The sequence below is a fragment of the Streptomyces sp. LBL genome, assembly GCF_029893585.1.
In the GTDB taxonomy this organism is placed as follows: Bacteria; Actinomycetota; Actinomycetes; order Streptomycetales; family Streptomycetaceae; genus Streptomyces.
Genome location: NZ_JARXYX010000021.1, coordinates 105898 through 120170 on the forward strand (window position 1 = coordinate 105898; position 14273 = coordinate 120170).

The 14273-nt window shown below is 70.5% G+C and carries 12 protein-coding genes and 1 pseudogene; 6 read left to right on the forward strand and 7 right to left on the reverse strand.

What is annotated here, in order from left to right; all coding sequences use genetic code 11:
- The first annotated feature begins 238 nt into the window (after positions 1-238).
- Positions 239-1276, forward strand: a complete 1038-nt coding sequence (locus M2271_RS24960; RefSeq protein WP_280889553.1) for a rod shape-determining protein — start codon at positions 239-241, stop codon at positions 1274-1276.
- Between the two features lie 139 nt (positions 1277-1415).
- Here M2271_RS24960 and M2271_RS24965 read toward each other — a convergent pair whose 3' ends face one another.
- Together M2271_RS24965 and M2271_RS24970 are read right to left on the reverse strand one after the other, a co-directional pair.
- Entirely contained in the window at positions 1416-2447 is a 1032-nt protein-coding gene (locus tag M2271_RS24965) for a sensor histidine kinase (RefSeq protein ID WP_280889554.1), read from the reverse strand.
- Positions 2444-2797 carry an STAS domain-containing protein gene (locus M2271_RS24970; RefSeq protein WP_280889555.1) on the reverse strand — a complete coding sequence of 118 codons (354 nt, stop codon included), beginning with the start codon at positions 2795-2797 and terminating at the stop codon, positions 2444-2446. The genes M2271_RS24965 and M2271_RS24970 overlap by 4 nt, the downstream gene beginning before the upstream one ends.
- A 197-nt stretch (positions 2798-2994) precedes the next feature.
- Here M2271_RS24970 and M2271_RS24975 point away from each other — a divergent pair, with 197 nt between their 5' ends.
- The 3 genes and pseudogenes from M2271_RS24975 to M2271_RS24985 form a co-directional block, all read left to right on the forward strand.
- Positions 2995-3669, forward strand: a complete 675-nt coding sequence (locus tag M2271_RS24975) for an ANTAR domain-containing protein (RefSeq protein WP_280889556.1) — start codon at positions 2995-2997, stop codon at positions 3667-3669.
- Between the two features lie 696 nt (positions 3670-4365).
- Positions 4366-5424 carry a cellulase family glycosylhydrolase gene (locus M2271_RS24980; RefSeq protein ID WP_280889557.1) on the forward strand — a complete coding sequence of 353 codons (1059 nt, stop codon included), beginning with the start codon at positions 4366-4368 and terminating at the stop codon, positions 5422-5424.
- Between the two features lie 262 nt (positions 5425-5686).
- A pseudogene (locus M2271_RS24985) lies at positions 5687-5908 on the forward strand (MFS transporter); the annotation flags it as partial.
- Here the strand turns inward: M2271_RS24985 and M2271_RS24990 are convergent.
- Complete coding sequence (locus tag M2271_RS24990) at positions 5907-6176, reverse strand: hypothetical protein (protein ID WP_280889558.1); 270 nt, start codon at positions 6174-6176, stop codon at positions 5907-5909. The pseudogene M2271_RS24985 and the gene M2271_RS24990 overlap by 2 nt on opposite strands.
- 203 nt (positions 6177-6379) lie before the next feature.
- Between M2271_RS24990 and M2271_RS24995 the strand changes: the two genes are divergently transcribed.
- Together M2271_RS24995 and M2271_RS25000 are read left to right on the forward strand one after the other, a co-directional pair.
- Complete coding sequence (locus M2271_RS24995) at positions 6380-6799, forward strand: SHOCT domain-containing protein (RefSeq protein WP_280889559.1); 420 nt, start codon at positions 6380-6382, stop codon at positions 6797-6799.
- 77 nt (positions 6800-6876) lie between these two features.
- Positions 6877-8181, forward strand: coding sequence for a chloride channel protein (locus tag M2271_RS25000; protein ID WP_280889560.1), 1305 nt, complete (start codon positions 6877-6879; stop codon positions 8179-8181).
- Here the strand turns inward: M2271_RS25000 and M2271_RS25005 are convergent.
- The 4 genes from M2271_RS25005 to M2271_RS25020 all read right to left on the reverse strand — a co-directional run bounded on the left by M2271_RS25005 (position 8132) and on the right by M2271_RS25020 (position 14212).
- A complete protein-coding gene (locus M2271_RS25005; protein WP_280889561.1) occupies positions 8132-9949 on the reverse strand; it encodes a glycoside hydrolase family 15 protein in 1818 nt (605 codons plus the stop codon). The two genes, M2271_RS25000 and M2271_RS25005, sit on opposite strands and share 50 nt — an antisense overlap.
- A gap of 61 nt (positions 9950-10010) precedes the next feature.
- Entirely contained in the window at positions 10011-11429 is a 1419-nt protein-coding gene (locus tag M2271_RS25010; RefSeq protein ID WP_280889562.1) for a DUF2252 domain-containing protein, read from the reverse strand.
- Positions 11426-13012 (reverse strand): GMC family oxidoreductase, encoded by a 1587-nt coding sequence (locus tag M2271_RS25015; RefSeq protein WP_280889563.1) that lies wholly within the window; start codon positions 13010-13012, stop codon positions 11426-11428. The genes M2271_RS25010 and M2271_RS25015 overlap by 4 nt, the downstream gene beginning before the upstream one ends.
- Positions 13013-13276: 264 nt before the next feature.
- On the reverse strand, positions 13277-14212 hold the full coding sequence (locus M2271_RS25020) for a cyclase family protein (protein ID WP_280889564.1): 936 nt from the start codon (positions 14210-14212) through the stop codon (positions 13277-13279).
- Between the last annotated feature and the right edge of the window lie 61 nt (positions 14213-14273).

Below are 14273 nucleotides of genomic sequence, written 5' to 3' on the forward strand. Positions count from 1 at the left end.
GGGTTCGTGAAAAGGGGTCGCGAAAAGGGGTCGCGAAAAGGGGGGCGTGAAGAGGGGGCGTGAAGAGGGAGAGCGCCCGGCTGACCGTGCCTTTCACCGAGCCTTGAGGGACAAGAACCCCCATTCAGCCGTTCCCCGCCCGGCCCACCACAAGACGCGCCCCCTCCCCGGCCCCCGCACGATGCGTAGGAGACCGTCACCCGGCGGTCCACGGTCTGTGCTCTCGGGAGGACCTGCCATGACCGCGAGTCTGGAGCAGCTGCGCCGCTGCCACTTCGCCGTCGACCTGGGTGCGGCGAGGACGCGGGTGTACGTGAAGGGGGCCGGGCTCGTCGTCGACCAGCCGTCCGCCGCCGCCGTCAACACCCGTACCGGCGCGCTGATCGCGGTCGGCGAACTCGCGGAGAAGATGACGGGCCGTACACCGGACTACATCCGTGTGGTCAGGCCCGTCTCCGGTGGCACGGTCGTCGACATCGAGATGGCTCAGCGGATGCTGCGGCACCTGCTCGGCGACAAGATCCGCCGCGCGCTGCGCCGCAAGCCCCGGCTGCGGGCCGCCGCCTGCACCCCGCACGACGCCGACCCGCTGGCCCAGCGCGCCGCCATCGAGACCCTCGTCGGGCTCGGCGCCCGCCGCGTGGAGCTGGTCGACACCCTCATCGCCGCCGCCGTCGGCTGCGGACTGCCCGTCGAGCGGCCCGAGGCCACCATGATCATGGTGTGCGGGGCCGCGGCCACCCAGGTCGCCGTGCTCTCCCTCGGGTCGATCGTCACCGCCGAGCGTATTCCCGTCGGCGGTGAGGCCGTGGACCACGCGATCGTGCAGCATTTGCGGCACGAGCACGAGCTGATGCTGCCCAGCCAGTCCGTACGGCCGCTGCAGCTCGCCCTCTCCGGCAACGGTCTCACCTCGCACGGCCCCGCCTCCACGGAGATCCACGGCCGGGACGTCGCCACCGGCCTCGCCCGTTCCGTGCGGGTCGACACCGCCGCCGTGCGGGACGCGATCGAGACCCCGCTGACCGCCGTCCTCGACGGCATCGGCCGGGTACTGCGCAACTGCCCGCCCGACCTGGTGGCAGACCTCGCCGACCGCGGGATCGTGATGGTCGGCGGCAGCGCCCTGCTCCCCGGCTTCGACCAGATGCTGCGGCACGCGACGGGCATGCCGGTGCTCATCGCCGACCGGCCGGACGTGTGTGCCGCCCAGGGCCTGGGCTACATGCTGGAAGGCAAGATCGAACCCCTGATCCTGGACCCGCTGGCCACCTGAGCGACACAGCACGGCGGCCGGGTCCCCCCGGTGGACCGCCGCACCCACAACGACGACGGCCGGCCCGTCAACAGCTGCCGACCTGTCTACAGTGACCGGCCCGTCTACAGTGACCGGCCCGTCAACAGTTACCGGCCCGTCAGCAGGCGAACCAGCACCGCACCGTCGTCCCGCCCGCCCCGGTGTGCACCCGCACCAGGTCCGCGACGAGGTTGACCATCAGCAGTCCCCGGCCGCCGCGCTGGTCGTGGGGCGCGGGCCGGCGGCCGGCCAGCGGGTCCGCCAGCCACCCCTTGTCCCGCACCTCGCACACCACGTACCCGTCCTCGGCCCACACCCTGAGCGCACCCGCGCCGCCGCCGTGCACCACGCTGTTGGTGGTCAGCTCGGCGGTGACGAGCGCCAGGTCCTGCAGGCGTACGCCGGTCAGGCCGAGCCGGGCGGCCGCGTCGGTGGCGACATGGCGGGCGTACGAGAGCGAGTCCGCGTCGAAGGAGAACGCGGGCACGTCCGCGACGAGCGGCAGCGGCTCGTTGTAGCGGGCGACGACGTCGTGCGGGGCGTACGCCTGGCTGCCCGCCTGAGGCCCGGCGCCGGCGTGGATGACGGTGGGGTGGGTGGCATACGCGTCGGCGATGACCTGCGGGGCCAGGCTCCGGGTGTCGTACGGACACAGGATGCTCACCGTGCGGCCCGTGAAGGCCGCGTTGATCAGAGCCTCGTGCTGGACGCAGGCCGGGTACTCGGTGTCGCTGCGGCCCGCCCAGATCGGCTCGCCGATGATCCGCACCCGGCGGCCGGCGGGCTGGGCGTCGGCGAAGGCACGCAGCACGCCCGGGATGATCCGGCCGGGGTTGCGTCCGGCCTCCCGCATGTCCATCAGGCGCACGGCGTCGGCGTCCGCGCCGAGGCCGTCCCGGATCAGGGCGAGGTTGTCCCCGGGCACGGCGACCGCGACCGGGTCTCCCGCCGCCAGGCCCTCCCGGATGAAGGACACGGTGCCGGCGATGTACTCCCGTTCGTCGCCGTAGAACAGCGCGGGGTGGACGAAGGGATCGAGGACCTCGATGGTGTCGAGGTTTTCGCTGGTGTCCACCTCCCCGAGGGTGTCGAGGGGCTCGCCGGACTCCGAGGGATCGTCGGACTCGAAGGGATCCGCCACGGTACTCATGACGTCGACACCTCGATCGCCGACAGGTCGGGCCAGAGCATCGCCAGCACCCGCCGCAGGGCCTGGGGCGGGTGGTCCAGCACCATCCGCCGGCCGTCCCCCAGCTCCTGGGCGGCGGCGGCGAGCGCGCCGGCACCGGCGACGTCGACGAACGTCACGGCTGACAACTCAAGGTGATACACATCCCCGTCCTCGCGCACGGCCCGCTCCAGCGCACGCTCCCACACCTGGTGCGTCGCCAGTCCGACCTCTCCCGCCACGCGCAACCCATTGCGCGTGGCCAGCGGCGACACCGTCAGCGCCGGCGCCGCCACCACGACTCCGGACGGTGTCTCGTAGCGGATACCCACACCGTCTCCCCACTCTTCCCGGACGAAACGCCCATACCCAGGAACTCCCGCACCATGCCTGAGGCGGGGGTGTAGTCCACCGTACGGGGGGCAGTCGCACGGTCGGTACTCCCGGGCCCCACCGAACGGGTCCGGCAGCGACGGGTCACACTACGTCAGGAAGACTTTCCGAGAAACGCAAAAAAAAGGGGGGAGACATGGCCTCAGCGGCATACGCACCTCTCCCGGGGCGACCGAACGCCCTGGTCATCGAAAGCCACGTGGAGGGGGACCGCGCGGTGCTCGCGCCGCGCGGAGAGCTGGTCCGCGGCTGCGCGGACGACCTGGCCGAGACGCTGGTCGCCTTGCCGTACGGCGTCCGCAAGGTGGAACTGGACATGTCCGGGGTGGTCTTCATGGACACCGCGGGACTGCAGTTCCTGGAGACGCTCGCCGACCACGGCCACCGGCACGACATGCCGGTGGCGATCGCGAACTGGGGCGGCCAGCCGCTCCGCATCATGGAACTCGCCGGTCTCGACACCACCGACCCGCTGCACACCCCGGCTCCCGCACCGCACGTGCCGGAGTCCTCCGCGGTCGCTCTGGAACGCGCCGAGCAACTGCGGCTGCTCCAGGACGAGGTGGAGCAGCTCCGCCAGGCGCTCGCCTCCCGCCCGGTGATCGACCAGGCCCGCGGCATCCTCATGGCCACCCATTCCTGCACCTCCGACGAGGCGTGGACGATCCTCCGGCAGACCTCCCAGCTCTCCAACACCAAGCTCCGCACGGTCGCCGCGGCGGTCACCGCGAGCACCGGCTCCGACGGCACGCCGCCACCGGAGGAGATCCGTAACGCGTTGCGCAGGGCGTTCGTCCAACTCGGACGCTGACGCCCACCGCGGACGCGGAGGCCGGGCGGACTCCGACGCCAGACGACGCTGACGCCAGACGGCCACTCGTACGGGCGGTGGAGTCAGTACAGGCGGTGGAGTCAGTACGGGCGGTGCGAGTCAGGACGGGCGGTGGAGTCAGTACGGGCACTGGGGTCAGTACGGCAGGATCCGCCCCGAAGGCGTCCTGCGGTCGATCGTCACATCGCGCGGAGCGGCGGGCCTACGGTTGACGCGCACCCGGATCTGACGGTTCATGACGTCCTCCTCAGGCCTTGGGCCGGTGCGGGGTTGCGCCGCACCGCCATTGCCCCCGCCATACCCCCGGGACAACGCGATGATTCCTGTCCGCTACGAGACGTCGGTCCGTACGCCCGGGATGGCCGGAGATGTTACGTGCGGGAAACCTTGACGCGCCGCAAGGCGGATGCCACGATTCCGGCGCCGCGATGTTTGCGTAAACACCGATCATTTGTTCGAGAATGTTTACGTAAACACGGCGGCGCGACGCGTGGGCCTGGAAGGACGGACGACACACACGTCGAACCAACGGCACACGTCGAAGGGTGGCCTCTCCCTCCTGGGTGGCCCCTCCCCCTTGGGCGGCCCCTCCCCCCTGGGTGGCCCCTCCTCCGCCACCCCCGACGCGGGATACTCCCCACGCGCCGAGCCGCCATCTCCTGAAAGGGCAAGCTGATGCGCAAGACCCCCGCCAGAACCCGCCTCACCCCCCGACTGCGGGCCGCCTTCGTGGCCGTCGCGATCGCCGCGGTCACCGGTACGACCCTCGCCGGCAGCCCCGCCTCCGCCGCCACGCCGAGCATCGACCCGACCCAGTTCAAGGGCGTCAACTGGGCCGACCCGCGCGACAACTTCGCCGACGACCCGGTCGTCCTGTCCGGTCTGTCGCTCTCCGACAGTTACCGGCAGACGTACGCCAAGGCGAGCCGGATCATCTCCGCCTTCCGCGCGAACCTCGGCGCCAACACCGTGCGGCTTCCCATCAACCCGTACACGGTCAACGGCAGTTACTGGAAGTCGTACCGCGGGGTCATCGACGCGGCCTCGGACCAGGGTTTCAAGGTCATCGTGTCCTACTGGGAGGGCACGGGCGCACAGAAGGACGGCTTCATCGACGACGAGGCCACCTACTGGCCCATGTGGAAGACCGTCGTCAAGGCCTACAAGGACGACAAGCGCGTCTACTTCGAGCCGATGAACGAGCCGCACGGCTACACCGACGCCCAGTGGGCCGACATAGCCGCGAAGTGGCTCGCGACCTACCCGTCCGTCCCGCGCAACCGGGTCTTCGTCAGCGGCGCCGGCTACAACGACCACGTCACCTCGGTCTGCGCCGACCCGCGCCTCAAGGGCACCTACCTCTCCCTGCACCACTACGGGTTCTGGAAGGACTACGCGACCTACGACCAGTGGGTGGCCGACCTCAAGGTACGCATCGGCGACTGCGCCGGCCGCACCGTCGCGGACGAGTTCGGCGCCCCGATGACCACCGGCCTGAACTACAACAAGCCGGACGCGTCCAACAACTTCGTCAACTACGTCCAGGCCGTCACCGACACCTTCCGCGAGCTCAAGATGGGCTCCGTGTACTGGCCGGGCCTGCGCACCGACGACACGTACTCCCTGCAGACCCTCACCGGCCCCGCCGACCGCCCCTGGCTGGCCACCACCAACCAGTCCGGCGCCGACCGCCTCGCCTGGGCCTGGGGCCGCGGCAAGCCGGTCCAGCCCTGACCGACCCGCGGCACGCGCAGCGGCTCCGCCCCCGGTGACCGGGGGCGGAGCCCTCGGTGCCGCGGGTGGTGATGAGTGGCCGGCCGTTCTCCCGCCGACCTCTGGTGTGCTGACTCCGCCCGCTCCGGGACGTGCTGCCCCCGTATCCTCCGACTGCCTGCTGCGGAATGCCCTTGCCCGTCCCCGCCGGGGCGTCCGCCAACCGGTCGACCTGCCTGGCAGGTCGCGAACCGCCCTCCGGGGCGGCTGGGACGCTGCGCGCATGGCACCCAGGGCAGGCACTGCCGAGAAGCCGGCGACGACGCGCGTCGTCCTGCTGACACTCGCGGCCGGTCAGTTCCTGATGGCGCTCGACAGCTCGGTCATGAACGTGTCGATCGCGACGGTGGCCGACGACGTGGGCACGACGGTGACGGGTATCCAAGGCGCCATCACGGCCTACACCCTGGTGATGGCGATGCTCATGATCCCCGGCGGCAAGGTCACGCCCCCGTTCGTCGTGCATGTCGGTTCCCACGCCGACGGACGGTGAAGAGGCAGGCCAACATGCCGAGGCCCCAGGCGATCAGAAGGGCACCCCACAGGGGCATGGTCACCTCTGGAACGAGGAGACGGATCTTGGTGTCCGCGCGGTTCTCGAAGATGAAGATCAGAGCGATCGCCGTGATCAGAACGAACGGTATGAGGCGGCGGACACCGGGGCGGGAAAGGAACGGTGCGCGCGACTGCTGGTGTGTGCTGGTCCGAGCCATGGGATGCCCCTCACTCACGGTGCCCCCGCATCCAGCGTCCCCCGCCGGCAGGTGGCCCGCCACCTGCGGACGCCGCCGGTCGAGATGCCCGCCGGTGCGGGTTGTGCAACGGTGAGAGGGCATTGCGAGGGTCGGGGCCCACGCCCGGATCGCGCTGCCGCGCCGCACGGCACGGCAGACGCAGGAGGCAGGAGGCAGGACCTATGAGCAGCAACCTGTATCTGGCATACGACTATCCGCTCCTGGGCGCTTTCTGGACCATGATGTGGATCTTCCTGTGGATCCTGTGGATCATCCTGCTGTTCCGCGTCATCGGTGACGTCTTCCGCGACGACGCGCTGAGCGGCTGGGCGAAGACGGGCTGGACCTTCTTCGTGATCATCCTGCCCTTCCTCGGAATCTTCGTGTACCTGATCGCCCGGGGCCGGAACATGGGGCAGCGTGAGCAGCAGGCCGCCAGGGCACGGCAGGAGTCACTCGACGCGTACATCCGGGACACCGCCGCGGGTACGGGCACGGGCAGCCACGCGGACGAGCTGGCCAAGCTCTCCGACCTCAAGAGCAAGGGTGAGCTCACCGAGGCGGAGTTCCAGCACGCCAAGCAGAAGGTCCTGACCTCCTGACCCGCGACAGACAGAAGCCGGAAGGAGCCGGGACCGCTCCGGGAAACCAGCCCCAAGAGGCCGACCAGTTGCGGAACATGCTGCGTCGGCCCGAGTACCGGCGGGCGCTGGTGTTCTGCGGCTTGATCGGGATCCCGGTGTCGTTGATCGCGTTCTGGTTCCTCGTGCTGCTTCACGAGCTGGAGAATCTGGTCTGGACGGACTGGCCGCACGATCTCGGGTGGACGGATCCGCCGTGGTGGTGGCCCCTGCCGCTGGCGCTGGTGTCGGGTGCGGCAGTCGCCCTGGTCGTCCTGCGGTTCCCGGGCCGAGGAGGACACATCCCGGCGGCGGGCCTGCACTCCGGAGGGGCGGCGAAAGCCGCCGTTCCCGGTGTGGTGCTCGCCGCGTTGGCCAGCCTTCCGCTGGGAGCCGTGCTCGGGCCCGAGGCTCCGCTGATCGCGCTCGGCGGTGGTCTGGCCCTGTTGTTCCGGGATCTCGTACGCGCTCCCGCGACCGAGGCGAGCACGGCGCTGCTCGGTGCCGCCGGCGCCGCCGCGGCCATCTCCGCGATCTTCGGCAGTCCGCTGGTGGCGGCCGTGATGCTCATGGAGGTGGCCGGAGTCGGCGGGCCGCAGTTGTTCGCGGTGATGCTGCCCGCCCTGCTGTCCAGCGGAATCGGCGCCATCGTGTTCACCGGCTTCGGCCACTGGACCGGGCTGAAGACCGGCGGCCTCAGCATCGGACTGCCCGCGCCGCCGCTCCTCGACACCGGGGACGTGGTGTGGTCGGCGCTGATGGCGCTCGTCATCGGGGCGGCCGTCCACTGGCTGGTGGTGGGCGGACGGATCGCGGCGCGTTTCGTGGCCGCGCGTCCGTTGCGCAACACGGTGCTCTGCGCGCTCGCCGCGGCGGGCTGCGCGGCTCTCTACGCGGTCGGCACCGGCCGTTCGCCGTCCGAGGTCTCCCTGTCCGGCCAGGCCACCCTGGCGCAACTCGCCCGGGACCCCCATGCGTGGTCGGTCGGCGCCCTGGTGGCGGTCCTGGCGTTCAAGGGCGTCGCGTACGCGCTGTGTCTGGGAAGCCTCCGCGGCGGTCCGACGTTCCCGTCCTTGTTCCTGGGCGGCGCGGTGGGCGTCCTGTTGTCACCTCTGCCGGGGCTCGGCGTCGTGGCGGGGATGGCGGCGGGGATGGCGGCCGCGTGCGCCGCCGCGCTGCGGCTGCCCGTCAGCACGGTGGTGCTGGTCGTCCTCATGGTGGGCAACTCGGAAACGGTGCCCGTGATCGTGCTGGCCACGGTGGTGTCGTTCGTGACCACGGAGTTGCTGCCGCAGGGTCCGGGAATCCCTGAGTTCAGGCCGCGGGCCGGTCGAGCGCGTCGTCCAGCGTCGTCGCCGCCATGATGAGGGAGAGATGGGTGAAGGCCTGGGGGAAGTTGCCCAGTTGCTCCCCGCTGGGGCCGATCTCCTCGGCGAACAGGCCGACATGGTTGGCGTACGTCTGCATCTTCTCGAAGGTGTAGCGGGCCTGCGGGAGGCGTCCCGCGCGGGCGAGGGCGTCGACGTAGAGGAACGTGCACAGGCTGAAGGTTCCTTCGCAGCCGCGCAGTCCGTCCGGGCTGGCCTCGGGGTCGTAGCGGTAGACGAGGCTGTCGGAGACGAGGACGCGGTCCATGGCGTCGAGGGTGTTGAGCCAGCCGGGGCTGCGGGGGGACAGGAATCCGACGCGGGGGGCGAGCAGCAGGGAGGCGTCGAGGACGTCGCCGCCGTAGTGCTGGACCAGGGCCTGTTCCTTCTCGTTCCAGCCGCGCTCCATGACCTGTTCGAGGATGGCGTCCCGGGCCCGGGTCCAGCGCACGGTGTCGGCCGGCCTGCTGAACTCGGCTGCCAGCTTGAGACCGCGGTCGAAGGCGGCCCAGCACATCACCCGGCTGTAGGTGAAGTCCTTGCGTCCGCCCCGGGTCTCCCAGATGCCCTCGTCGGGCCGGTCCCAGGAGTCGGCGAGCCAGTCCAGGGTGCCGGCCAGGCCCTTCCACCCGTGGTAACCCGCCTGTTCGCCGACCTGTCGGCCCTCGGCCAGCGCATAGAGGGCCTCGCCGTAGATGTCGAGCTGCAGCTGGTCGGAGGCGGCGTTGCCGGCCCGGACCGGGGAGGAGCCGCGGTAGCCCTCGAAGTGGTCCAGGATCTCCTCGGTCAGATGGGGGTCGCCGTCGACCCGGTACATGATCTGCAGGGGTTCGCCGTCCGGTCCGTCGTGGGCGCGCAGGCGGTCGCCGAGCCAGTGGGTGAAGCGGGTCGCCTCCTCCACGAAGCCGAGGTCGAGCAGGGCGCGCACCGACAGGGAGCCGTCCCGCACCCAGGTGTACCGGTAGTCCCAGTTGCGTTCGCCGCCGACCTGCTCGGGCAGTCCCATGGTGGCGGCGGCGACCGGCGCGCCCGTGGGCGCGTACGTGAGGAGTTTGAGGGTGATGGCCGAGCGGTGCACCATCTCCGCCCAGCGGCCGTGGTAGCGCGAGGTGCGCACCCACTTCTGCCAGAAGTCGATGTTCTCCCAGATCTCCTCGGTGATCTGCTCGGTGGTGGGCGGCGGTGGCGCCTGACCGCCCGGCGCACAGACGGTGAACACCACACCCGCCGTCTCTCCGGCGTTGAGGGTGATGGTGCCGCGGACGTCCTGCCCGTCCCGTTCGAGCGGGATGCCGCCCTGAAGGTAGGCGGTCGTTCCCGGAGCCCGGAACGTCGCCGTGCGGGGGGTCAGGTCCAGTTCGTGGGTCGCGCGCGCGTAGTCGAACCGCGGCCGGCATTCGAGGCGGAAGCGTACGGTGCCGCGGACCGCCCGTACGGCGCGCACCAGGCGGTGCCGGTCGGTCGGAGTCGGGCCCGGCTGGACCGGCATGAGGTCGAGGATCTCGCCGACTCCGTCGGGTGACATGAAGCGGGTCACCACGACGGCGGTGTCCGGGTAGTAGAGCTGCTTCCAGGTCCCCTCGCTGTGCTCGGGCGCGAGGAGGAAATAGCCGCCCCGGTCGTGGTCGAGCAGGGCGGCGAACACACTGGGCGAGTCGAAACGCGGCGCCGCGAACCAGTCGATCACGCCCTGGGACGACACCAGAGCGGCGGTCTGCAGGTCTCCGACGAGCCCGTGGTCGGCGATGGGCGGGTAGCGGTCCATGACGGTCTCCGTTTCAGGCCATTTCAGGCCGCTTAATGCCGTTTCGGGCAGCTTCGCGCCTTCAGGCCGTTTCTGCCGTCACCCGCCCGGCACGGACGGCGTCGACGAGTGCCTGGTGATCCCTCTCGTTCTGGTCGGCGTAGCGCTCGGCGAAGGTCACCAGGGCCCGGTCGAAGGGGTCGCCCGGGCCCAGGTACGCGGCGATGGCGATCCGGTCGCCCGACCTCGCGTGGGCGCGGGCCAGCGTGGCACCGCACAGCTCGCCGAAGGTCCGCATGCCGGCCGGCACCATCGCCTCGGGTTGCGCGATGCCCTTCCAGTCCCGCAACTGACGTACGTAGAAGTCCCGTCGGCGGCCGTCGATGCCGTCGACCCGTTCCCAGCCGAGGAAGATGTCGCTGGTGGCCTGCATGAGCCGCTGGCCGGAGACCACCCGCTCGCCCTGCGTGTGGTGAGCTGCGGCGCCGGCGAAGGGCGCCAGCACCGACTGGTCCGCCTCCTTGGCCTGGAGGAGCAGCGGATCCGAGTCGTCCCTGCCCAGCAGGAGCACGATCCAGCAGCGGGTGCCCACGCTGCCGACCCCGACCACCTTGCGCGCCATGTCGGCCACCCGGTACTGCTCCAGCAGGAAGCGCCGGTCCGACTGCAGGGTCTGACCGTAGTGTTCGATCAACCGGTGGATCGTCTTCTCCAGCGCGCCGCGTTCGACGTCCGGAAGCAGGTCCTGGAGCGGCGTGACCAGGGGCGGATCCGCGGCGATGCGGACCTTCCCGTCGACGAGGTGGGTGAGTTTGCCGAAGGCCTGGAGGCTGTCCCGGGTCCGAGCCTTCGCCGCCGCCCGCGACCAGCGGTCGCGGGTCCGTGCGCTCAGCTCCGGGGCGAACTGCGCCCGCACCCACGCCTCGTCGAACTGGGCGTACCACACGGGGAGATTGCCCATCCCGGCGAAACGGCGCATCCACTCGCGGTAGGACCGCACCGTCGCCCGTACGACGCCGGCCCGTTCCTTGGCGCTGAAGCCGTTCGCCCGGCCCGCGATGACGAAACTGGCGGACAGCCGCTTGACGTCCCACTCCCACGGGCCGGGCAGCGTCTCGTCGAAGTCGTTGATGTCGAACATCATGCGGCGCTCGGGCGAGGCCAGCAGCCGGAAGTTCAGCAGGTGCGCGTCCCCGCACAACTGCGTCCTGAACCCCGACCGGGGGGTGTCGGCGAGATCTCCGGCCATGATGGCCGCGGCGCCCCGGTAGAAGCGGAACGGCGACTCGGTCATCCGGCCGTAGCGGATCGGTACGAGGTCGGGCACCCGTGTCGCCGACTGGCCCTCGATGACGTCCACCGGGTCGGGCCGCTTCGGCGTGGGGTCGAACTCGACGTGGCTGGAGCGGGGTACGGAAGACCGGGCGGCCTTTCCGAGTGCGGCTCGCTCCTGTGGGGTGCGGTGTTTGGTGCCGGTGTCTGCCAGGTGGCGTGAGGTCATTGCAGTCGCTCCGCGATGTGGTCGCCGACGCGCAGGGCGTTGGCGATGGCGGTCAGCGAGGGGTTGACCGCTCCGATGCTCGGGAAGAAGCTCGTGTCGACGACGTAGAGGTTGTCGAGGTCGTGGGCCTTGCAGTGGACGTCGAGGGCGGAGCTTTCGGGGTCACGGCCGAACCGGACCGTGCCCGCCTGGTGTGCGGTGGCGCCGATGGGCATGCCCTTGTGCAGGTAGATGCTGTGCGAGAGAAGCTGGTGCTCGTGCATGCCCAGGTGGCCGAGCATGCTCTGCAGTTTGTGCCGCAGGCGTTTCAGCCCGGCGGTGTTGTTCTTCTCGTCGAGGGCCAGGTGGATGCCGCCGTCCCGGTCCAGGGTGACGCGGTTGTCGGCGACGGGCAGGTCCTCTCCGCACAGCCAGAAGTCGACCGCGTGGTGGGCGAGCACCTCGAAGGGCATGTCGGGGGCGGCGGCCCCGGCCCAGCGCGGCGCTTCTCCGTGGATCTGCTCGGCGTCGGACTTGCCCAGCATCTGGATGCCGCCGAGGGGGTAGTCCCAGTCGTCGGACCCCAGATACCAGTCGTGCAGGGCCAGGGTCTTCTGGAACCTGGTGTCGTTCGGTTCCCTGGACACGGCCATCAGGGCCAGGTTGTTGTGCCGCATGTAGTGCCGGCCCACCACGTCCGAGCTGTTGGCCAGGCCCCGCGGATGCCGGTCGTTCGCCGAACGCAGCAGCAGGACGGCGGAGTTGACCGCGCCACAGGCGACGACCACGATGTCGGCGCTGAACTCCACGGTCGCGGGGTCCCCGTCCCCCACCGTCGCGACGACCGAGGTGACACGGCGACCGGTCGGGTCCGTGTCGAGACGCCGCACGTCCGCATGGGTGACCATCTCGACGTTGGGATGTTCGAGGGCGGGGTCGACGCAGATGACCTGCGCGTCGGACTTCGCGCCGATCAGGCAGGGGAATCCGTCGACGCGGTCGCAGCGGATACAGGCGCTGGTGTGGGTGGCCCCGCCCTGGTCGTCCTGGGTGAGGTTCACCCCGATCGGGAGGTGGAAGGGGTGCAGTCCCCGCTTCTCCAGATCGTGGCTGAGTTGCTGGATGCGCGGCTCGTGCTGGACCGGCGGGTAGGCGTACTGAGCGCTGGTGGGGCCCTCGGTCGGGTCCTCGCCGTGCCGGCCGTGGACGCGGTAGAGGTGCTCGGCCTGCGTGTAGTACGGCTCCAAGTCCTCGTAGCCCAGCGGCCAGGCCGGGGAGACGCCGTCGTGGTGGCGGAGTTCACCGAAGTCCTCGGGGCGCATACGGAAGAGTGCGGCGCCGTAGAACTTGGTGTTGCCGCCCACGTAGTAATTGACCTCGGGCGGGAACTGGTTTCCGTCTTTGTCGTACCAGAACTCCGGGGCGCGGTATTTCCCCTTGATGAAGACCGCGGTGGATTCCCAGTTGTCGCGTTCGCGGGGCAGGTAGTCACCGCGTTCGAGAAGGAGAATCCGTTTTCCGGTGGGTGCCAGCCGGTGGGCGAGAGTGCCGCCGCCCGCACCGGTGCCGATGATGATGACGTCGTAGTGCAGCGCCTCGGTCATGCCGGCCACCGTCCTTGGAACGTGTTCCGGTCCTGCCGGTCGAAGAGTTCGGAGGGGTTGAAGCGGTTGAACCGGTTGAAGAGGTTCAAGAGGCCGAAAGGGTCAAAAAGGGGGCATTTTGCCCGAACACCAACGTATCCCCGGGTGATGGTTCCGGCGAGTTGGGCTGTTCGGGTGAGCACCGGCGGGGCGGGGGCCTGTGGGGCGGAGGACGGTGGGAAGAGGGGCGAAGGCCTGTGGGGCGGAGGGGCGGAGGGGCGGCCGTCACAGGATTGCGAGGGGATTGACCGGGGAGCCGGTCGCCGCGGGCAGCCGGAGCGGGGCGATCACGCAGAGGAACGACCAGCGGCCTTCCTGCGCGCAGAGCGGCGCGAGGAGGTCCTCGAACCGCAGGTAGTCGAGCATCTGCAGTCCCATCGCGTGCATGGCGAGCGCATGCACCGGGAACGCGATCCCCCGCACCGCGCTGGGGGCGGTGTCGCTGTTCCCGTCGCTGCCGAGCACGGCCACCTCCCGTTCCGCCAGGAACTCCATGGCGGTCGGATGGAGTCCGGCACGCGCGTCGGCGACGTCCCAGGGACCCAGCTCTTCCCGCCGCCTGCGGTGTCCGACCCGTACGAGGAGGATGTCGCCCCGGCCGACCCGCACCCCCTGCCGCGCCTCGGCGGCACTGAGGTCCTCGCCGCTCACGTTCGTTCCGGGTTCGAGCCAGGGGACGCCGTGCAACCGGGGGATGTCGAGGAGGACCCCGCGTCCGGCGATGCCGTCGCGGGCCAGGTCGACGGAGAGGGCGCTCGCTCCGTCCGGCGACAGCGCGTCCGCCGCCGGTACGCCGCCGTACAGGGTGCCGTCGTAGACGACGTGGCACAGCGCGTCGAGGTGGCTGTCCACATCGCCGTGGATGTTCATGGCGAAACGGTCCATGGCGAATTCCAGGCCGTTCGAGCCGGGATGTCCGTCGGCAGGAGCGGTGAGCCAGTGCCGGGCGGGATCGGCGCTGTCGGGTCCGGTACGGGTTTCCACCGGGGCGGCGAGGGACACCGTACGTCCCGTCCGCACCTCGCGAGCGGCCGCCAACACCTGCTCCTCGCCGATGGTGTCCAGGGCGCCCCGGCGCGAGGCGCCGCCGGGGGCCTTGGCGCGCAGATGTCGGTGGAGGTGCCGGAAGTCGGCCTCGCTCAGCTCACTGGGCGACCACATGTCCCCACCCTGCGACAGATACCGGGTCCTCGCACGCCGAGTTGCCGGGTTCAGGGGCCGC